This window comes from Kitasatospora sp. NBC_00458 (genome assembly GCF_036013975.1).
Classification (GTDB): Bacteria; Actinomycetota; Actinomycetes; order Streptomycetales; family Streptomycetaceae; genus Kitasatospora.
The window spans coordinates 2,904,994-2,924,940 of sequence record NZ_CP107904.1; the positions used below are offsets into that span (position 1 = coordinate 2,904,994).

19 protein-coding genes and 1 tRNA gene are annotated in these 19,947 nt (G+C 74.1%); 9 read left to right on the plus strand and 11 right to left on the minus strand.

Going from position 1 to position 19,947, the window contains the following annotated elements; genetic code table 11:
• The first annotated feature begins 30 nt into the window (after positions 1-30).
• The 3 genes from OG550_RS11420 (at position 31) to OG550_RS11430 (ending at position 2,369) form a co-directional block, all read left to right on the plus strand.
• Positions 31-771: a 4'-phosphopantetheinyl transferase family protein gene (locus OG550_RS11420; RefSeq protein ID WP_327676599.1), complete on the plus strand. Its 741-nt coding sequence runs from the start codon at positions 31-33 to the stop codon at positions 769-771.
• A 171-nt stretch (positions 772-942) separates the two neighbouring features.
• Entirely contained in the window at positions 943-1,425 is a 483-nt protein-coding gene (locus OG550_RS11425) for a DUF2269 family protein (protein ID WP_327676600.1), read from the plus strand.
• A gap of 110 nt (positions 1,426-1,535) precedes the next feature.
• Positions 1,536-2,369: a helix-turn-helix domain-containing protein gene (locus OG550_RS11430; protein ID WP_327676601.1), complete on the plus strand. Its 834-nt coding sequence runs from the start codon at positions 1,536-1,538 to the stop codon at positions 2,367-2,369.
• Positions 2,370-2,438: 69 nt separating this feature from the next.
• Here the strand turns inward: OG550_RS11430 and OG550_RS11435 are convergent, their stop codons facing one another.
• The 7 genes from OG550_RS11435 to OG550_RS11465 all read right to left on the minus strand — a co-directional run bounded on the left by OG550_RS11435 (position 2,439) and on the right by OG550_RS11465 (position 10,183).
• Entirely contained in the window at positions 2,439-2,867 is a 429-nt protein-coding gene (locus OG550_RS11435) for a hypothetical protein (protein WP_327676602.1), read from the minus strand.
• Between the two features lie 302 nt (positions 2,868-3,169).
• Positions 3,170-4,123 carry an amidohydrolase family protein gene (locus OG550_RS11440; protein WP_327676603.1) on the minus strand — a complete coding sequence of 318 codons (954 nt, stop codon included), beginning with the start codon at positions 4,121-4,123 and terminating at the stop codon, positions 3,170-3,172.
• A gap of 11 nt (positions 4,124-4,134) precedes the next feature.
• On the minus strand, positions 4,135-5,769 hold the full coding sequence (locus OG550_RS11445) for an acyl-CoA dehydrogenase family protein (RefSeq protein WP_327676604.1): 1,635 nt from the start codon (positions 5,767-5,769) through the stop codon (positions 4,135-4,137).
• Positions 5,753-6,382, minus strand: a complete 630-nt coding sequence (locus OG550_RS11450) for a TetR/AcrR family transcriptional regulator (protein WP_327676605.1) — start codon at positions 6,380-6,382, stop codon at positions 5,753-5,755. The genes OG550_RS11445 and OG550_RS11450 overlap by 17 nt, the downstream gene beginning before the upstream one ends.
• 257 nt (positions 6,383-6,639) lie before the next feature.
• Positions 6,640-8,100, minus strand: a complete 1,461-nt coding sequence (locus OG550_RS11455) for a S28 family serine protease (protein WP_327676606.1) — start codon at positions 8,098-8,100, stop codon at positions 6,640-6,642.
• 158 nt (positions 8,101-8,258) lie between these two features.
• Positions 8,259-9,173 (minus strand): S1 family peptidase, encoded by a 915-nt coding sequence (locus tag OG550_RS11460; protein ID WP_327676607.1) that lies wholly within the window; start codon positions 9,171-9,173, stop codon positions 8,259-8,261.
• Between the two features lie 320 nt (positions 9,174-9,493).
• Positions 9,494-10,183, minus strand: a complete 690-nt coding sequence (locus OG550_RS11465; protein ID WP_327676608.1) for a TetR family transcriptional regulator — start codon at positions 10,181-10,183, stop codon at positions 9,494-9,496.
• 112 nt (positions 10,184-10,295) lie between these two features.
• On the opposite strand from OG550_RS11465, the gene OG550_RS11470 reads away from it, so the two are divergent.
• From OG550_RS11470 to OG550_RS11480, 3 genes are all read left to right on the plus strand, one after another.
• Positions 10,296-10,451 (plus strand): hypothetical protein, encoded by a 156-nt coding sequence (locus OG550_RS11470; protein WP_327676609.1) that lies wholly within the window; start codon positions 10,296-10,298, stop codon positions 10,449-10,451.
• A 31-nt stretch (positions 10,452-10,482) separates the two neighbouring features.
• On the plus strand, positions 10,483-10,830 hold the full coding sequence (locus OG550_RS11475; RefSeq protein ID WP_327676610.1) for a hypothetical protein: 348 nt from the start codon (positions 10,483-10,485) through the stop codon (positions 10,828-10,830).
• A 190-nt stretch (positions 10,831-11,020) separates the two neighbouring features.
• Positions 11,021-11,917, plus strand: a complete 897-nt coding sequence (locus OG550_RS11480) for a metallophosphoesterase family protein (RefSeq protein WP_327676611.1) — start codon at positions 11,021-11,023, stop codon at positions 11,915-11,917.
• A 140-nt stretch (positions 11,918-12,057) separates the two neighbouring features.
• Here the strand turns inward: OG550_RS11480 and OG550_RS11485 are convergent, their stop codons facing one another.
• The 3 genes from OG550_RS11485 to OG550_RS11495 all read right to left on the minus strand — a co-directional run bounded on the left by OG550_RS11485 (position 12,058) and on the right by OG550_RS11495 (position 16,636).
• On the minus strand, positions 12,058-14,622 hold the full coding sequence (locus OG550_RS11485) for an ATP-dependent Clp protease ATP-binding subunit (protein ID WP_442906147.1): 2,565 nt from the start codon (positions 14,620-14,622) through the stop codon (positions 12,058-12,060).
• Positions 14,623-14,723: 101 nt separating this feature from the next.
• Positions 14,724-15,467, minus strand: a complete 744-nt coding sequence (locus OG550_RS11490) for a VIT1/CCC1 transporter family protein (protein ID WP_327676613.1) — start codon at positions 15,465-15,467, stop codon at positions 14,724-14,726.
• Positions 15,468-15,619: 152 nt separating this feature from the next.
• The gene (locus OG550_RS11495; protein ID WP_327676614.1) at positions 15,620-16,636 is read right to left on the minus strand and encodes a substrate-binding domain-containing protein; all 1,017 of its coding nucleotides are present in this window, start codon (positions 16,634-16,636) and stop codon (positions 15,620-15,622) included.
• A gap of 338 nt (positions 16,637-16,974) precedes the next feature.
• On the opposite strand from OG550_RS11495, the gene OG550_RS11500 reads away from it, so the two are divergent.
• Positions 16,975-17,859: a nuclease-related domain-containing protein gene (locus OG550_RS11500; protein WP_327676615.1), complete on the plus strand. Its 885-nt coding sequence runs from the start codon at positions 16,975-16,977 to the stop codon at positions 17,857-17,859.
• A 119-nt stretch (positions 17,860-17,978) separates the two neighbouring features.
• Here the strand turns inward: OG550_RS11500 and OG550_RS11505 are convergent.
• Positions 17,979-18,050 (minus strand) — tRNA-Val (locus OG550_RS11505).
• 214 nt (positions 18,051-18,264) lie between these two features.
• Between OG550_RS11505 and OG550_RS11510 the strand changes: the two genes are divergently transcribed.
• Together OG550_RS11510 and OG550_RS11515 are read left to right on the plus strand one after the other, a co-directional pair.
• On the plus strand, positions 18,265-19,587 hold the full coding sequence (locus OG550_RS11510) for a hypothetical protein (RefSeq protein ID WP_327683816.1): 1,323 nt from the start codon (positions 18,265-18,267) through the stop codon (positions 19,585-19,587).
• Between the two features lie 92 nt (positions 19,588-19,679).
• Positions 19,680-19,901, plus strand: a complete 222-nt coding sequence (locus OG550_RS11515) for an FmdB family zinc ribbon protein (protein WP_327676616.1) — start codon at positions 19,680-19,682, stop codon at positions 19,899-19,901.
• Positions 19,902-19,947 lie beyond the last annotated feature (46 nt).

Below are 19,947 nucleotides of genomic sequence, written 5' to 3' on the forward strand. Positions count from 1 at the left end.
GCGGCCGCCCTCCCCCGCTAGGTTGTGACCATGACTTCCGAGCCCCAGGAGACGCCCGACCGCCCGGCCCCGGAGCCGGGTGCGGACACCGCGCTCGCCACCGTCGCGGCCAGTGCCGACGTGCTGCGCCACCCCGAGGCCGGCGAGCACCTGCTCACCGCCGTCGAGAAGGAGCGCGCCGCCCGGTTCCGCCACGAGTCGGGGCGGGTCGACTTCACCGCCGCGCACGTCCTGGTCCGGCTCTGCGCCGCCCGGCTGCTCGGCGTCCCGGCCGCCGGACTGACCCTGGCCCAGAACTGCCCCGACTGCGGCAAGGGCGACCACGGCAAGCCGTACCTGCCCGACCACCCGGACGTCTCGGTCAGCCTCTCCCACACCAAGGGCGTGGTCGCCGCCGCCGCCGGGCACCGGCCGATCGGCGTCGACGTCGAGCTGAACACCCGCAGCGGCAGCCTGCTCGACGTGGCCGGCCGGGTGCTGGCCCCCGCCGAGCTGGCACAGGTCCAGGCGCACCCCGACCCCGCGTCGGCCTTCCTGCGGCTCTGGGTCCGGAAGGAGTCGCTGATCAAGATCGGCCGCACCAGCCTGGACGGCCTCGCCTCCGTCGACCTCTCCGGCCTCCCGCTGGACCTGCCGGACGGGCGGTCGCTGCTCAGCCGCTTCGAGGAGCTGTACCTGCTCGACTGGGTGGACGACGCGCAGGGCGCGGCCGTCGCCGCGGTGAGCGCCGTGCCGCCGCGCGTGGTGGTGCTGGCGCCGCCGGCCGGCTGAGCGGCGGACGGGGCGGCGGGTGGGTGAGTGGGTGGACGATCCACCCGCCCGGGAGGGCCCCGGATAAGCGGTGTTAGCGTCCTGACCGGGGCGGAGGAACCGGACGCCCCGGCTGCCCGCGGCCGCGACCGCCTGTGCGCAGCCCCCGTTGAGTCACAAGGGTGCCCCGCCATGGCCAAGTTCCTGCTGAGCCTGCACGTCCTCGCCTCGGTGCTGTTCATCGGCCCGGTGGCCGTGGCCGTCAGCATGTTCCCGCGCCGGGCGAGGGCCGCACTGGCCGGCGGCCCCGACCGGGCGGCCGACGCGGGCGTGCTCCGCGTACTGCACCGGATCACCCAGGTCTACGCGCTGCTCGGGATAGCCGTCCCGGTGCTCGGCATCGGGGTGGCCCAGGTGATGGACGTGCTCGGCCAGTCGTGGCTGGTCGTCTCGATGGTGCTCACCGCGGTCGCGGCGCTGTCCCTGCTGCTGTTCGTGCTGCCCGCCCAGCAGGCCGCGGTGGACGCGCTCGACCTCGACGCGGAGGCGGCCGAGCACGGCAAGGCCGTCCACGGCCTCAGGCTGCTGCCGATGACCGCCGGTGTGTTCAACCTGCTCTGGGCGGTGGTCGTGGTCCTGATGATCATCCGACCGGGGTCGACCACCGGCGCCTGAGCCGACCGGGCCGCCTGCCCACCGGCGCCCCGCCCCGCCCGAGACCCCGCCCCGCCCGTGACCGCCGCCCCCACTGCCCCGGCCGCAGCGGGCGTACTACTGTCCCGTCCATGACGATCATCGCGGGGATGGGACCGGAGACGGGTTCGGGCGTGGGCGTCCTGCTGCGCGGCTGGCGGGAGCGGCGCCGGCTCAGCCAACTGCAGCTGGCCCTGCTGGCCGACTCCTCGGCCCGGCACATCAGCTTCGTCGAGAACGGCCGCTCCCGGCCCAGCCAGGAGATGGTGCTCCGGCTGGCCGAGCACCTCGACGTGCCGGTCCGCGAGCGCAACACGCTGCTGCTGGCCGCCGGGTACGCCCCGCACTACCCCGAGAAGCAGTTGGACGACCCCGCGATGGAGGCGCTGCGCTCCGGCATGGAGCGGCTGCTCGCCTCCCACGACCCGTACCCGGCGCTGGTGGTCGACGGCACCTTCCGCGTACTGGCGGCCAACCGCTCGCTCGGCGTGCTGCTCACCGGGGTCGCCCCGCACCTGCTGGAGCCGCCGCTCAACGCGATGCGGATCAGCCTGCACCCGGAGGGGCTGGCGCCGCGCATCGTCAACCTGCGGCAGTGGCGCCGGCACCTGCTGGAGCGGATGGAGCAGCAGGTCGGGCTGGTCCGCTCCGAGCCGCTGCGGGCCCTGCTCGACGAGGTCCGCGCCTACCCGGATCCGGCGGGCGGCGCCGGGGAGGAGGCCGAGGAGGACGTCACCGCGCTGTTCCCGTTCGCGCTGCCGCTGCGGATCGCCCACGAGGGGCGGGTGCTGTCGTTCCTGTCGACGATCGCGACGTTCAACACCCCCCTGGACGTGACCGTCTCCGAGCTGGCCATCGAGGCCTTCCTCCCGGCCGACGCGGAGACGGTCGCGTTCCTCCAGGCCGCCGTGGGACCGGAGCGGTAGGACCCGTCCCCGGCGCCCGGCGGGCGGCTCCGCCGGCGGGGACGGCTCCCGGCCGGGTGCCGGGGGCCTTCAGCGCGCCGCGGCGGCGGCGAGCCGGCGCAGCGCGGTGAACTGGAGGACGGCGAAGAGGAGCACCGTGCCGGCCTGCAGCGGGATCCAGACCAGACCGGCGGTGCTCGGCTCCAGCCAGAGCTCCATCGCCACCACGCTGAGCACCACCCAGGCCAGGTTGACCTCGATCACCGCCTGCACGGCGAGCCGCGGCGGCTGCGGGCGGGCGGCCAGAACGCCGACCGCGAGGCCGAACACCGCGAGCAGCGCGCCGAGTCCGACCAGCGTCGACCGGCCGACGCCGAGCAGGTCGCCGAGCGGACCGGAGAAGGCCAGGTAGGCGAGGCCGTTGCCGCCGCTGACCACGGCGTCCAGGGCGAGGTGGCCGCGCAGGGACCGGTGGGAGCCGGGGGTGGTCGGGCGGGCGGCGAGGGTGTTCGCGGACATGACGGATCAGCCTCCGGAGGTGGGGTGTCGGATCCCGGGCGGCGTGCCCGCGGCCCGGTGACGACCACTCTGCCGGGCCGCCCCGGAACCGTCGATGACCTCCGAGGTCATGCCCTCCCCGCCGGCCGGACGGCGCGGGCGACCGCCGGGCGGCGCAGCGGTACGCCCGTCCGCTCGTCGGCCGCCCGCTCGACGGCCCGTCCGTTTGACGGCCTGCCCGACGATCGCCGTCTCCGCGCGGGTGACGCCCGGCGGGCCGAGGGTGTCGGCGGCGAACCGGTCCGGCTCGATGCGACATGACGTCAGATCCCGAAGAGACGGGCCGCGTTGTCGTGGCAGACCGCGCGGAGCCAGTCCTCCCCCAGCCCGAGCCGCTCCAGCGCGTCCAGCTGGTGCACGTACCGGTACGGGATGTTGGGGAAGTCGCTGCCGAGCAGGACCCGGTCCCCGAGCGCGGCCAGCCGCGGCAGTTCGCCGGGCGGGAACGGCGTGTCCTGCTCGACGAAGTCGGTGAACGCGATGGTCGTGTCGAGCCGGACCTCCGGGTACCGCTCGGCGAGGTCGAGGAAGTCGGTGTACTCCGGCAAGCCGAGGTGGGCGACCACCAGGACCAGCCGGGGGTGCCGGGCGAGCACCTCGCCGATCGGCCCGGCGCCGGTGTGCTTGCCGGGGACCGGCCCCGAGCCGCAGTGCGTGACCACCGGGGTGCCGGTCTCGGCGAGCAGTCCCCAGACCTCGTCGAGCCGCTCGTCCGCCGGGTCGTAGCCGCCGACCTGGAGGTGCGCCTTGAACACCCGGGCACCGTCCTCGACCGCCCGGGCCACGTACCCCGGAGCCCCGGGCTCGGGGAAGAACGTGGCGGTGTGCAGGCAGTCCGGGGTGCGGGCGGCGAAGTCGGCGGCCCAGCCGTTGAGCCAGCCCGCCATGCCGGGCTTGTGCGGGTAGAGCATCGCGGTGAACGCCCGGACCCCGAAGTCCCGCAGCCACCCGACCCGCCGGTCCTCGGCCTCGCGGTAGGTGATCGGCCACGGCCGGTCGACCAGCGGGCCGGCCGCGTCGAAGTACGCCCAGACCTTGTCGAGGACGTTCTGCGGCATGAAGTGGGTGTGCACGTCGATCAGCCCGGGCAGGCCGAGGCCCTGCCAGAAGGCGCGGACCCCGGCCGCCTCGGCGCTCCGGGCGGCCGGACCGCCCGTGCCGGTACCGGTCACACCGGCACCGGGCGTGCCGGCACCGCTCGCGCCGCCACCGCTCATGCCGGCACCGCTCACACCGGCACCGGGCGGGCCCGGTCGATGATCGCGCCGGTGTCCAGGCCCGCCGGCAGGGTGCCGAAGGCGGCACCGTGGTCGCCCCCGAGACGGGACGCGCAGAACGCGTCGGCCACCGCCGGGTCCCCGTACCGGACCAGCAGCGAGCCCTGGAAGGCCAGCGCCATCGACTCGACCAGCCGCCGGGTGCGGAACTCCAGGTCGTCCCGGTCCGCCAGCTCCTTGCGCAGCCCGGCGACGGCGGCGTCCAGCCTGCGGTCGGCGCCGGCGGCCGCGTCCAGCTCGCCGAGGAAGGCGTCGACGGTCTCCGGGTGCCGGGCCATGGCACGCAGGGCGTCCAGGGCGGCGACGTTGCCGGAGCCCTCCCAGATCGAGACCAGCGGCGCCTCGCGGTAGAGCCGGGGCATGCCGGACTCCTCGACGTAGCCGTTGCCGCCCAGGCACTCCAGCGCCTCGGCGGCGTGCGCCGGGCCGCGCTTGCAGACCCAGTACTTGGCCACCGCGAGGCCGAGCCGGCGGACCAGTACCTCGCCCGCGTCCCCGGCGAGCGCGGCGTCGGTGGCCTGGGCGAGCCGCATCGCGACCGTGGTCGCCGCCTCGGACTCGACGACGAGGTCGGCGAGCACGTTGCGCATCAGCGGCTGGTCGACCAGCGCCCGGCCGAACGCCCGCCGGTGCAGCGCGTGGTGGACGGCCCGGGTGGCACCGAGCCGCATGCCGGAGGCGGCGCCGGTGGTGCAGTCGAGCCGGGTCATGTTGACCATCTCGATGATGGTCGGGACGCCCCGCCCCTCCTCGCCGACCAGCCACCCGACGGCCTCGTCGTACTCGATCTCGGCGGAGGCGTTGGACTTGTTGCCCAGCTTGTCCTTGAGCCGCTGGAGGTGGATCCGGTTCCGGCCGCCGTCCGGCAGGACGCGCGGCAGCACGAAGCAGCTGAGGCCGCCCGGCGCCTGGGCCAGGGTCAGGAAGAGGTCGGACATCGGCGCCGAGGTGAACCACTTGTGGCCGGTGAGCCGGTGGCTGCCGTCCGGCTGCGGGACGGCGGTGGTGGTGTTGGTGCGGACGTCCGAGCCGCCCTGCTTCTCGGTCATCGACATGCCGGCGATCAGACCGCGCTTGCCGTGCGGCTCGCGCAGCCCGAAGTCATACGCGGTGGAGGTCAGCAGCGGCTCGAACTCGGCGGCCAGTGCCGGGGCGGCCCGCAGCGCGGGGACGGCGGCGTAGGTCATCGAGACCGGGCAGGTGTGGCCCGCCTCGACCTGCCCCCAGACCAGGAACTTGGCGGCGCGGGCGGCGTGCGCGCCGGGCCGGTCGTCCCGCCAGGGCGCGGCGTGCAGGCCGTGGCCGACGGCGGTGCGCATCAGCTCGTGCCAGGCCGGGTGGAACTCGACCTCGTCGATCCGGTGGCCGAAGCGGTCGTGGGTGCGCAGGACCGGCGGGTGCTCGTTGGCCAGCCGGCCCCACTCGGCGGCCTGTTCGGAGCCGGCCAGCCGGCCGAGCTCGTGCAGTTCGGGCTCGGCCCAGCCGGCGCCGGCCCGGTGCAGGGCGGCGAGCAGGGCCGGGTCGGCGGCGGTGTCGTGTCCGTACGGCAGGGGCACCTGGTTGGTGACCTCATGCGTCGCTGTCATCGCGTCCTCCCAGGGCACGCAGGGTGAAGGAGACCAGGGCGGGGACCACCTCGGGCGGGGTGGTCCGGGTGTCCGGCGGGCGGGCGGCCGCGAGCGGGCCCGCCAGTGCCTCGCCGACCGCGCCGACGATCGCGGCGGCGGTCAGCTCCGGGTCCTGGCCGGGCACGTCGCCGGCGGCGAGGGCCGCGGTGATCTCGGCGGCGATCACGTCGCGGAAGGCCCGCCGGAACACCAGGCGTTCCGCGTCGACCACGGTGTCGGCCGGTTCGACCAGCAGCGCGTGGGCGAGCCGGGGGGCGCGCAGGGCGCGGGTGGCGAAGGTCTCGACCACGGCCGCGATCCGCTCCCGGGGGGTGTCGTGCCGGGCGACGGCCGCGTGGACGGCGGCCACCTCCCGGGTGACGACCCGGCGGAACAGTTCGACGGAGAGCTCGGCCTTGTTCGCGAAGTGCTGGTAGAGGGACCCGGTGGCGATCCCCGCGTGGTCGGCCACGGCGGCCATCGTGCAGCCGCCGTAGCCGCGCTCGGCGAGCAGCCCGACCGCGGCCTGGAGCACCGCCTCGCGCTGGGCGTCCAGGCGGGCCTGTACGGCGGGCGTGCGTCGGTAGGCCATGGAAGAATTGAAGCACTGATTCACTGCTTCGGGGAGGGGTCCGCGGGCCGGGAGTGCGGTACCGCCCCGAAAGCGGCGCGGGCGGGGCAGCCCTCCCCCGGGGCCCGGCCCCCGAGGCTCGGCAAGCCCCCGCCGAGGCCCGGAAAGCGCCAGGGGCCACCCGCCGACGCACGGTCGGCGGGTGGCCCCTCGGTCACTGCGTGGTGCCCGGTGCAGCGGCGCCCCCGAGTGCGGGACCCGGGCTTCGGCGCCCGGCACTACAGGCGCACGCGGTCCTGCTTCAGCCCCTCCTCGTCCAGCGGGCCGATCGGCGGGACGCGGTACTGGCCGGTCAGCGAACGGGCCGCGACGTCGGCGCCGAGACCGGCCCACTCCAGCACCTTCGCGGTGGCCGCGGCCGACTCCGCGGCCGGCAGCTTGTCGATGTTGGAACCGTGGTTGCCGCCGGGCACGGTGTAGACGTAGCTGTCCTCGCTGCCCCGGCCCAGCCGGAACGGCTCGGCACCCCACGGGTCGTTCTGGCCGTAGACGTAGATGATCCGCTCGGCGGAGTTCCGCACCCAGCGGTCGATGTCGCGCATCGCGGACGGGTCGAACCGCATCGGGATGTTCCTCGGCACGTAGGTGCGCGGCGAGTACAGCTCCTTGTAGTCGTAGTGCAGCAGGCCCTTGAGGTGCGACACGTCGAAGCTGGGCGCACCCAGCTGGGTGCCGGCCTGGTAGTAGTACGCCGTGTAGCCGGCGAGCGACTGGTCGCTGTTCCCGGTGATGCCGCTCTGGGCGTCGAACCAGGCGTACAGCTCGTCGTCGGTGGCGGTGGCCGCCGGGACCTTCGCGCAGTCGGCCGCCAGGCTGTACTGCCAGAACGCCCAGACCGTGTCGAGCACGCCGGCCTCGTACGCCCGGTCGGCGCTGCCGGTGGTGGTGAAGGTGGAGCCGGCGGCGGCGTTGTCGGCCGCGTAGCGGGCCTGCAGCCGGTCGCGGCGCACCAGCAGCTCGCGCTGGGCGGTGTTCAGGGCGGCCCGGCACTCCGGGGTGCCGACGTTCTGGAAGAACCGGCTGTAGGCGGAGTCCTCGCGGTCGTCGACGTCGTTCGGCGCGACGTAGGCGATGGTGCCTGCCACGTCGTCCGGGTAGAAGCGGCGGTGGTAGGTCGAGGACATGCCGCCCTTGGAGGCGCCGGTGGAGAGCCACTCCTCGCGGTAGATCCGCTTCAGCGCGTTGATGATCCGGTGGGAGTCGGTGGCCGCCTGGCGGATGCCGGCCTTGCTCCAGTCCGCCGGCTCGGGGCGGGAGGGCGAGAAGTAGCGGTACTCGATGGAGACCTGGTTGCCGTCGACCAGCCGGGCCGGCTCGGTGCGCGAGGGCGTGGTGCGCAGCGCGTAGCCGTTGGTGTAGAAGACGGTCGGGCGGTCGTAGCCGCGGTGCAGCACGCTCAGCCGCTGCTGGAAGGTGCCCAGCCACGGGCGGTCGTGGTCGATCGGCTGGGTGTAGGTGAGCAGGAAGTAGCGGTGGCCCGTGGTGGTGGGCCTCTCCTCCGTGACGGTCAGCCCGCGGATCGCCGCCAGGCGGTCCTTGATGTCGGCCGACGGGTCGTCGGCGACGGCGGAGGTCACGCCGTCGGCGGTGCCCGCGGCGAACGCCGGGGAGGCCAGGCCGAGGCCGAGCAGCGGTATCAGCAGGACGGCGACCAGCAGTCCTCTGAGCTTGGTGGTCATCAATTCTCCATCGGGTCAACGGAACTGTTCGGTGCTCTGTCCGTACTCTCCGGCAGCCGGCGGGCGGCTGCCGGACGGACGGACGAACCGGCCGTCCGGTAGACGGCCGAATGGGCCACCCGCCGGTCGCGGATGGCCCATCGGGGTGAACGTGCTGGTCAGGGGCGCGGCAGGGTGCAGCCGGGCAGGTTCAGGTCGAGCCGGTTGCCGGAGGCGAAGCAGGCCGGGATGGTGTACGTCTCCTGCGCGTAGCCGATCCCCCGGCGGACGGTGACCGCGCCGTTCTGGTCCACCTCGCAGGGGTTGTTCAGCGTGCAGCGCTGGCCGTCCTCGTTGATCGTGTTGTTGACGGCGACGACGGTGCCGTTGGCGTCGACGACCGGCGAGCCCGAGGTGCCGCCGATGACGTTGCAGCCGGACGTGTAGCGGACCGAGTCCTTGAACGTCCACTCGGCTTCCTTCAGCCGGTAGGCGAAGCCGTCGACCGAGCAGGAGTAGATCTTCTTCCAGTACCCGGAGACGACCTTGATCGCGGTGCCCTGGACGGGGTGGGTGGCCGCGATGGTCAGCGGGGCGATCCGGTACTGCGACTGGATCGCGGCGTAGGTGGTGTTCAGCTGGTAGATCGACACGTCGGTGTCGGTCATGGCGCCGTACACGATCTTGCTCGCGCGCAGCGTGCCGAGCGAGCCGCCGCTCGCGTTGAGCAGCGTGAAGGTGCGGCTGGAGGCGCGGTTGACGACCACCTGGCCGGGGCCGGGCATGCCGGTCTCCAGGCAGTGGCCGTTGGAGAGCACCAGCGCCGGGTCGTTGGCGGTGGAGTTGGGGAGCCGGACGAGCGAGCCGGAACAGTTGCTGAGCGCGACGGTGCCGGCGAAGGTGACGGCGGCGAGCGCCTGTTGGCCCTCGGGCGCCGCCGCGACGGCCTGGGCGGCTCCCTCGGCGGTCACCGCGGCCGGTGCGGTCACCGCGGCCGGGGAGGAGGAGGCGGCGGTCGCCGCGGGGGCTCCGGCCAGGGCGGTGGCACCGGCGAAAAGGAGCGTGGCGAGCGTGCCTATGAGCGGCTTCTTCATGAGAGACCTCTCGGTGTGGGGGTGCACCAAAGCTGTCGCGGACATGACGTCATGTCAAGAGTCATGCCGCGGGGAAGGTCCGACCACCTCGGCGGGGGCGCGGATTCCGGCCGCCGGGACAGCCCGGCGGATTCGCCGAGGCGTCAACTCGCGGGTGCGCCGGTTGCCTTCACCGGTCCGGCCGACCGGCCCGGCCGACCGGCCCGGGTCGGCTCCACGGCCGCCGACGACCACCCCCGACGGCACCCCGCCCCCTTGCCCTGGGCCGCCCTGCCCCGCTCGCCCCGCCCCACTCGCCCCACTCGCCCCGCCCTCAGCCCTCAGCCCTCCGAAGCACCGGCCCCCGGGGCGCCGACCGGCCAGTGCCGGCGGCCGATGCCGATCAGCCGCAACTGGAGCCGGGCGGTGGCCGCGACACGGCGCTCGCGCCCCGGATCGGAGGCCCGCACCTCGGCCTCCTGCGCCTCCAGGAAGGCCGCCGCCGTCGAGACCACGTGGTCGACGTACAGCTCGGCGAGCATCCGCAGGTCCGGCTCGCGCCACCCGCGCGAGACCGGCTGGAGCGCGAGCGCCGTCCCGACCTCGGCGGCGAACCGCCCCAGTTCCGCGTCGATCGCCTCGCGCACCTGGCGCACTCCCCCGTGCCGCTCGCGCGCCAGGAAGCGGACGTGCGGGCGGTGGTCGCGGACATGGGCCCCGATCACGTCGACCGTCCGGTCGATCAGCTCCTCGGCGTCGCCCGGCTCGGCGAGCAGCGCGCGGACCAGCACGTGCAGGCTGGCGAGCGACTCCTCGACCAGGGCGACGCCGAGCGCGGCGAGGTCCGGGAAGTGCCGGTAGAAGGCGGCCGGCGAGAGCCCGGCCGCCCGGGTGACCTCGCGGACGCCGAGGCTGGCCAGATTCTGATCGGCCAGCAGCCCCAGCCCGGCGTCCAGCAACGCGCGGCGACTCTGCTGCTTCTGGGCCTGCCGGGCCCCCGTACCGCGCCCGGAGCGCTCGATGTGACTCACGCCATTCAGTAAACAAGTGTTTGCCGAACTTGGCCAGCCGGGCGTACAGTACCGGAAGGATTCGGCGAACACTTGTTAACCGAAAGCCCTCCCTCCTGCCGGAAGGACCGTCATGATCCTGCTCACCGCCCTGATCGCGTTCGGCTTCCTGGTCGGCGCCGCCGCCCACACCTCCCTCCCGGTCTTCCTCACCGCCTCCGCCGCCATCACCGCCTGGCTGCTCGCCTTCGGCGTCCGCGAGGGCCTCGCCCGCCTGCGGCAGCGCTGACCCCCGACCACCCCGGAAAGGAACGGCCGCCATGAGCACCCACCTGAGCACCCGCCCGCACTCCCGCCCTTCCTCCCACCCTTCCTCCACCCCCTCCGCAACCCCTTCGCCCTCCTCCTCCCGGCCGCGCCCCCGCCGGCTCGCGCCCGAGGCCGACAACCTCGCCGTCGCCTCGTTCCTGCTCGGCCTCCCGGGCCTGCTGCTCTTCAACCTCGTCCTCGGACCGCTCGCCGTCGTCCTCGGCACGCTCGCCCTCGTCCGGGGCACCCGCCGCACCGGCCGCGCCGCACTCGGCATCGTCCTCGGCGTCGCCTCGCTCGCCGTCCTGGCCGCCGCCACCGTCGCCGACCACGGCGTGCTCTGGCGGTTCGGCGGCTAGGGGCCTCTCCTTCGGATCTTGCCGGGCGCGCCGGGCACCTCCGGGCGGGGTCAGGGCACCGGGCCCGCCCAGGGCCGCCTCCGAGCGGCTCCCGGGAGCGGGTCCGCGCCGACCGTGCACGTGATCCGGCCACCCTGCGGGCACACACCCGGCCGCCCCCCGTACTGTTGACCGGAGGCCAGGTGACGACATGGGGGCTGAAGTGACCGGAGTGACCGACGAGACCACCGCAGGGCACGGCAGTAGCGGGCCCGGTCGGGCCGGCCGCCTGCTCGCCGTGAGCGACCTGCACGTCTCGTACCAGCAGAACCGCGACCTGGTGGAGCAGTTGCACCCGGAGTCACCCGACGACTGGCTGATCGTCGCCGGTGACATCGCCGAATCCACCACCACCATCCGCTGGGCGCTGGAGGTGCTCGCCGGGCGGTTCGCCAAGGTGATCTGGGCGCCCGGCAACCACGAGCTGTGGACGCACCCCAACGACCCGGTCCAGCTGCGCGGCGTCGCCCGGTACGAGTACCTGGTCCGGCTCTGCCGCGAACTCGGCGTGGTGACCCCCGAGGACCCGTACCCGGTCTGGAACGGGGCCGGCGGACCGGTCGCCGTCGCACCGCTCTTCCTGCTGTACGACTACTCCTTCCGCGCGCCCGGCACCACCACCAAGGAGGAGTCCCTGGCGGCCGCCTACGCCACCGGCGTGGTCTGCGCCGACGAGCGGTTCCTCCACCCGGACCCGTTCCCGGACCGCGACTCCTGGTGCCGCGAGCGCGTCCGGCTCACCGAGAAGCGGCTGGCCGAGCAGGACCGGGAGCTTCCGCTCGTCCTGGTCAACCACTACCCGCTGGTCCGGCAGCCCACCGAGGTCCTCTGGTACCCGGAGTTCGCCCAGTGGTGCGGGACCGAGCTGACCGCCGACTGGCACACCCGCTTCAACACCGCCGCGATGATCTACGGCCACCTGCACATCCCGCGCAAGACCAGCTACGACGGCGTCCGGTTCGAGGAGGTCTCGCTCGGGTACCCGCGCGAGTGGGGCAAGCGCGGCCTGCCCGACCCGCTGCTGCGCGAGGTCTTCCCGCGGGCCTGACCCCGCATGTGCCGGCCCCGCGTGTGCCAGCCCTGCCGGCCGGCACACGCGGGCGGCGCGTCGGTCGATCCCCGACGCGCCGCCCGCTCCTCCCGGCCGTCCCCTCCGCCGTCCCTCCTCCGCCCCTCCGCTGCTCCCCCCTACTCCTCCGCCCCGACCCGCTCCCCCGCTTCTGCCGCCGCGCGCTCCTCCGCCTTCGCCTCGGCCTCCTCGAAGGTCGCCGACGGCTCCGGCCGCACCGGCACCACCACCAGCTCGCCGTCCGACACCTCCGCGACCAGCGTGTCGCCCTCCTGCACGGTGCCGTCCAGCAGCAGGTTGGAGATCCGGTTGTCCAGCTCCTGCTGGATCGTCCGGCGCAGCGGCCGGGCCCCGAACTCCGGCTGGTAGCCGCGGTTCACCAGCCACTCCTTGGCGCCGTCGGTCACCTCCAGCAGGACGTCCTGCGCCTTCAGCCGGCGCCGGCTGCGGTCCAGCAGCAGGTCCACGACCTGGAGCAGGTCCTTGCGGGTGAGTCCGTGGAAGACGATCACCTCGTCGATCCGGTTGAGGAACTCGGGCCGGAACTGCGTCCGCAGGTCCCGCATCAGGTCGTCCTTGATCTCGCCGACGTCGCCCGCGTGGTCGAGGATCCGCTGCGAGCCGATGTTGCTCGTCATGATGACCACGGTGTTGCGGAAGTCGACCGTACGGCCCTGCGCGTCCGTCAGCCGCCCGTCGTCCAGCACCTGGAGCAGCAGGTTGAAGACGTCCGGGTGGGCCTTCTCCACCTCGTCGAAGAGCAGCACGCTGTACGGCTTGCGGCGCACCGCCTCGGTGAGCTGGCCGGCCTCGTCGTAGCCGACGTACCCGGGCGGGGAGCCGACCAGCCGGGAGACGGTGTGCTTCTCCTGGAACTCGCTCATGTCGAACCGGATCATCCGGTCCGGGTCGCCGAACAGCAGTGCCGCCAGCGCCTTGGCCAGCTCCGTCTTACCGACCCCGGTCGGCCCCAGGAAGAGGAACGAACCGGTCGGCCGGTCAGGGTCGCCCATCCCCGCCCGGCCGCGGCGCACGGCCTGGGCGACGGCGGTGACCGCCTGGTCCTGGCCGATCACCTTCTCGTGCAGGTGCTCCTCCAGCCGGAGGAGCCGCTCGCGCTCGGTCGCGTTCAGTTCGGCGACCGGGATGCCGGTACGGCGGGAGAGCACCTGCGCGATGTCCTCGGCGGTCACCTCGACGACCTCCTCCCGGTCCTCGGCGAGCGCGGCCAACTCGTCCTCGGTCTGCCGCAGTTCGGCCTTCAGATTGGCGGCCCGGACGAACTCCTCGTCGGCCACCGCCTCCTCCAGCTCGCGCCGCAGCTTGGTGATCCGGTCCTGCACCGGCATCGCCGCGGTCGAACCGCTCAGGCTGCGCAGGCGGACCCGCGCACCGGCCTGGTCCAGCAGGTCGATCGCCTTGTCCGGCAGGAAGCGGTCGCTGACGTAGCGGTCGGAGAGCGTCGCGGCGGCGTCCAGCGCCTCGTCCGTGAACCGCACCTGGTGGTGCGCCTCGTACGCGTCCCGCAGGCCGTGGAGGATCCCGACCGTCTCCTCGACGGACGGCTCGGGCACCAGCACCGGCTGGAAGCGGCGCTCCAGGGCGGCGTCCTTCTCGATGTGCCGGCGGTACTCGTCCAGGGTGGTGGCGCCGACCACGCTCAGCTCGCCGCGGGCCAGCGCCGGCTTGAGGATGTTGCCCGCGTCCATCGAACCCTCGCCGCCGCCACCCGCGCCGACCACGGTGTGCAGCTCGTCCAGAAACAGGATGACGCTCTGCTCGGCCTCCGTGACCTCGTCGATCACGCTCTTCAGCCGCTCCTCGAACTCGCCCCGGTACTTGGAGCCGGCCACCAGGCCGGTGAGGTCCAGGGTGACGACCCGCTTGTCCTTGAGACTCTGCGGGACGTCCCCGGACACGATCCGCTGGGCCAGCCCCTCCACGATCGCCGTCTTGCCGACACCCGGCTCGCCGATCAGCACCGGGTTGTTCTTGGTCCGGCGGGAGAGGATCTCGACGGTCTGCTCGATCTCATCGGCCCGGCCGACCACCGGGTCCAGCCGGCCCGACCTCGCCTCGTCCGTCAGGTCCCGGCCGTACTCGTCCAGGGTGGGCGTCCGGCTCGGCTGCGCGCCGCCGGAACCGCGCTCGCCGCCGGCGCCCCGCCCGTCCAGGACGGTGCGCAGCGCCCCCTGCGAGGGGGCGCCGTTCCGCAGGGCCGCGCCCGCGCCCGACCGCTCCTCGTCCAGCAGCGCGCCGAGGATGTGCTCCGGACCGATGTACGAGGCGCCCGCCGCCTGCGACCGGGCGTGCGCGGCGAGCAGCGCACGCTTGGCGGCGGGCGTCAACGAGGGCCGGCCGTCCCCGGTCGGCACCCCGGCGCCGACCGGCAGTGCCTCCGCCAGGTCGTCCGCCAGCCGGTCCGGGTCGATCCCGGCCCGCTCCAGCATCCGGCGCGACGGCTCCACCCGGGTGGCCGCCCACACCAGGTGGGCGGTGTCCAGGTCACTGCTCCCGTCCTGGGCGGCCCGCTGCGCGGCCAGACCGAGCAGCTCCTGCGCCGACTCGCTGAGCAGCCGGCCGATCGGCACCCGTTGGACGTTGGGCGGGGACGCCGTCGGACTCATACCGAAGAACCGGCTGAGCAGGTCGGAGAACGGATCGTTCGATCCGAACGGCGGCATGGTCACGGTGGTTCACCTCTCCCGGGCGGTCTGCACCCCCACACGGACCCCCACACAAACACAGGCCGCCCGGGCCCGCCTCCCGAGGCGGAACCCGTCCGTCACCCGGTGACGCGGTCCAGCAGCGAACCGCCGCAGTAGGTCACCGCCATCGCCAGCAGCCCGCCGGCGACGTTCCGCGCCACCGCCCGGCCGGGCCGCGCGCCACCCAGCCGGGCACTGGTCCAGCCCGACACGGTGAGCGCCGCCAGCACGGCCGCCACGGTCACCGCGATCCGCCACGACTCCGGCGGCAGCAGTACCGCCAGCAGGGGGACGAGCGCACCCAGGGTGAACGCGGCCGCACTGGCCAGGGCGGCCTGCCACGGGTTGGTGAGCACGTCCGGGTCGATGCCCAGCTCGGCCTGGGCGTGCGCGGCGAGCGCGTCCCGCTCGGTGAGCGCCACCGCCACCTCCCGGGCCAGTCGGTCCTCCAGACCGCTGCCCTGGAAGTACCCGGTGAGCTCGTCCAGTTCCCCCTCCGGGTCCTCCTCCAGCTCGCGCTGCTCCTTGGCGAGCGCCGCCCGCTCGGTGTCCCGCTGCGTGCTCACCGACACGTACTCGCCGGCCGCCATCGACATCGCCCCCGCCAACAGCCCCGCCACCCCGGCCGCCAGCAACGCCGCCCGCGACTCCGACGCCGCCGCCACCCCGGTCACGATCCCGGCCGTCGACACCACCCCGTCATTGGCCCCGAGCACCGCCGCCCGCAACCAGTTCAACCGCGCCGACAACTCCGCCCGGCTCTCCCCCGGTGCGCCCACCGTCCCCGCCGTTCCCGTCGTTCCCCCCGCTCCGTCGTCCATCCGTACCTCACCCGCCGTCCGCCGGTCCCGCCTCCGTCGCTCCCGCCCCGATGATCACCCGCACCGCCGGCACCCGCACCCGGGGGCGCCGGAGGGGCCGGCCCGTGGACACGCCCACGGAACCGGCCCCTCCGCCGTCCCCCTCCCCGCTGTCAGGTGGTGACGGTGCTTCCGCAGGCGGCGATCGGGACGAACCCGTAGTCGACGATCACCGCGGGGTGGGCGCAGATCCAGCCCTGCGGGCCGAAGACGCTCTTCAACGCGGTCGCGTACGGGGTGGTCGCCGTGTACTCCCCGGTGCGCACGATGTTGTAGAGCGTCCGCCCGTAGACCGTGCCGAGGAACGCCGGGTTGATGCTGTTCGACGCGTTGACCGGCGCGATCCCGTTGATGCTGCGCAGCGTCAGCGGGCCGGGGCTCTCCACCGCCGTGCCGTGCCCCCGGTACACCTGGGCCACGTAGGTGCCGACCGAGTACGGGAACACCACGTTGGCGTCGTTGAGCACCGGGTCGATGCCGCGGTCGTTGCGGGGGCCCGCCGTCACGCAGACGCCCGGGGTGCTCACGGCGATCGCCTTGAGGAACGCCGTCCGGGTGTCCGAGATCGCCGGCGGGAGGTACGGCTTGATGGCGACGTTCGGCAGGGAGGCCGAGATCTGGGCCCAACTGGTGATCGAGCACTCGTAGATGCCCTTGAGCTGGGCAGTGGTCAGGTTGGCGGGCGCGTTGCCGCCAGCCTTGGCCGACCAGGTCACCGCGTCCCTGGCGAAGGGCACGAACGTGTAGGGCGTGGGATCGCCCGCCACCGGACCGCGCGAGGAGCGGCTGTAGTTCACGGTCGCGGCGGTGTTGATCGCCAGCGCGGTGAGGCCCTGGCCGGAACCGTCGGGCCGCGCGATGGAGACCGCACCCGTCTTGGGCGTGATCGGGTTGATCCCGGTGACGTCCCAGCTGTACAGCTTGGGCAGCACGGGCGCGACGACGGCGTTGTAGTCGCTGGACGTCTGGTTCATGAAGCCCTGCGTGGTGTCCACGCCCACCCCCACCAGATCGACGGCGGCCGGGACGACACCGGGCGGCGGGTCCGCGACCGCCGCCGGAGCGGCGAGCACGGCGCCGCACACGGCGGCGGTGAGAGCGGTGAACACACGGACAGTGGTCGAGCGCATCGAGGGACCCCTCCCGGGCAGACGGACACGAAGCGGCAGCAAACGCGCCCATCATCGGTACTCGCCCAGCACCGGGCAACGTGCCCCCGTTCCCCGCCGACCGGGCTCGTACGGTGACGAACGGTCCCGCTCCACCCCGCCAACCGGCGGCGGATCCCCCACCGCCGACAGCCTCCGGCCTCCCCCGGCCCCCGCCGGACTCCAAGAGTTCTTCCTGCGGCCGCCCGTCCCGTCGCGCCCGGGATTCGTCCGACCGCCCCACCCGCCTCAGCCAACGCTCCGCTCGGCCCTACGCCCTCTTGGCAGTCGGCCGTCACCGTGCTGTGGTGGACCGTCGGATGGTCGCTGTCTCGGGGGTGGGGATGGACGAGTTCACGGTCGGACGCTGGCGCCGGCACGGGCACGACCGGCTGTACGTGAACCAGCGCGGCGCCGACAGGGCCCTCGGCTGGTACGACTTCAGGACCGGCGAGACCGTGGTCGGCGACGAGAGCCGAAGGGCCCTCGTCGAGCGCGTGTTGGCCGCTCACCTGGAGACGGCCGCGCCCGGCGGCATGGAACCCGTTCCTGGGCGACCTGCCGCACCACCTGCCGCGCCCCCTGCGCCGACCGGCTTCGATCTGGCGCAGAACGCTCCCGGCGACTCCATCCGCCGGAAGATCGGCGAGCTTGAGCCGAGTCGGATCAAACGACGCCTCGCCTACTGGCTCAGCACGGAGCAGACGCAGGCCCACACGTGGGCGGTCGGCCTGCGGGGCGAGCGTGTGGTCGGCCGTCGGCTGGACCGCCTGCGCCGTGACGGGTGGAAGGTACTCCACTCGGTGCAGTTCTCCAGTGGAACCGACATCGACCATCTGGTCATCGGGCCGCCGGGCGTCTTCACGGTCAACACGAAGCACCACCGGGGCGCCGCCGTCTGGCAGGGGGACCAGGCGATCACCGTGAACCGCGCACCCACCCGCTACGCGCCCGTGAGCCGGAGCGAATCGGCGAAGGTCGCACGAGTACTGTCGGCACGCTCCGGATTCCCGGTGCCGGTTCAGCCGGTGGTCGCCGTGGTGGGGGCGGCCTCGATCACGATCGGATCGACGCTGTCCCCGGTCCTGCTGCTGGACGGCGCACACGTGGACCGGCACCTGTCCGGGCGGCTGCCTCGGCTTCGGAGCGATCAGGTGGACCAGGTCTTCGCCGTGGCCCGGGACAGCCGGACCTGGCACAGCTGAGCGTTCACGCCGTGTCCGGAGGCTTCCGGCGCCCCGGTGGCACGGGGTGGGCAGGGGTACGGGAACGATCAAGGGCCAGTTCGGGAGGATGCTGCCTCCGAACTGGCCCTTCTCCGCTGTGGGCGCGGACGGTTTCGAACCGCCGACATCTGCTTTGTAAGAGCAGCGCTCTACCACTGAGCTACGCGCCCCTGGTCATGGGCCTGTGGAGGGCGCACGACGAGTGCCTAGGGTACCTGGTCCCCGGGGCGGTGTGGTGCACGTGGTCGGTGGGTGGGACGGGTGGGGTGCCGGTGGGGTGGGCTGATCGGGAACAATGGGCGGTGGATCAGCTGTCGGAGCAGGGAGCGCACAGTGAGGGTGGCCGGCGGAGGCGGGCGGGGGCGGCGGCGGGCCGGGGGTGTGATGGCCGAGGCGCTGGTGCTGCCGCTGGTCGTCGCGGGTGTGCTGGGTGCGGCCGGGGCCGCGTCCTTCGGTGCCGGTGGGGGCTGGTGGGGGCGGCGTGGCGGTGACGGCATGCGGTCGGACGCCCGGGCGGCGCGGGACGCGGCGCAGCAGGCGTTCTACGAGGTGGACTCGGCCCAGCGCGAGGTCCGCCTAGCGGTGGAGACGGTGCGCGCGGTCGGGGACAGTGCGACGGCCCGGCGGGCGGTGGCGGACTTCGAGGGGATCTCCGGCCGGGTGGACCAGGTGACGGTCAACTACCTGGCGGCCCTGGACGCGCACGACCTGGACGCGGAGGAGCTGGAGTCCGGCGCGGCGGCGCGGGCCAAGCACCAGTTGGACGACGTGAAGGGGCAGCTCGGCTCGGCGCTGGCGGAGCTGAACGACTTCCTGCGGAAGCTGCAGCCCTCGCTGGACCGGGCCGAGTCGCAGCTGATGCGGGTGGCCCCGGCGGTGGAGCAGGCCAAGCAGGCGCTGCTGGCCGCGACCAACGCGCTGGACTCGGTGCGCGGCGCCGGCTTGCGGGCGGACGACCTGGCGGCACGGCTGGCCGAGCTGGCGCCTGAGCTGGGGCGGCTGAACGAGGGGGCCGGCCGGCACGGGGTGGCGGCGACCCTGCAGCGCGCGGAGCGGGTGAAGGAGCGCGCGGACGCGATCGCGGCGGACGCGGCGCAGCTGCCGGAGCGGGCGCGGGAGATCGACCGCCGGGTGGCCAGTCTGCGGACCCGGATCCAGGCGCTGGAGACCAAGGCCGAGACGGTGGAGCCGGCGCTGAGCGAGTTGCGCCGGCGGTTCACGCTCGCGTGCTGGCAGGACCTGCAGCGGGTGCCGGACCAGGTGGTGGAGGCCCGGCGGGCGGCCGAGGGGAAGCTGGCCGAGGCGGCGCGGGCGCGCGACGAGCAGCGGTGGCCCGACGCCACGGGCGCGCTGGGCACGGTGCGGGCGCTGCTGGAGACGGCGGACGGCTCGGTGGTCGCGGTGAACGAGCGGCTGCGGCAGCTGAACGAGGTGCAGCACGACCCGAGCCGGGAGATCGAGCGGACCAGGTTCGCGCTGCGGGACGCGCAGCGGCTCGCGATGGCCGGGCGCCATGCGCCGGACCCCCGGCACGCCGCTCCGCTGGACGCCGCGGTGGCGCGGCTGGACCGGGCGGCGGCCGAGTTGGAGGAGGCCGGGCGGCACCCGGACTACTGGCGGTTCCTGACCGAGCTGGCCGCGGTGCGGGAGACGGCGGCGAACGTGGTGGAACTGATCCGCGGCGACCTGGGCAGCGGGCACCGGTAGCGGGAGGGGAAGTCGGTCAGGGACGGGCCGGCGGAGGCGGGAAGCGGGGAACCGGGGGCCGTCGGGAGCGGGGCCCGGCTACGCTGCGGGGTATGCCACGCTACGACTTCCGCTGCCGCTCCTGCGGTGCCACGTTCGAGCTCCGCCGCACGATGGCGCAGGCCAACGATCCCGCGGTCTGCCCCCAGGGGCACGAGGACACCGTCAAGCTGCTCTCCGCCGTCGCCGTGACCGGCGGGTCCGCGTCCGGCGCCGCGCCGCAGCAGGCCTCCGGTGGCGGAGGCGGCTGCTGCGGCGGCGGGTGCTGCGGCTAGCGCCCGGCGTCGGCCACAGACACAGTCACCGGCACAGACACGGACA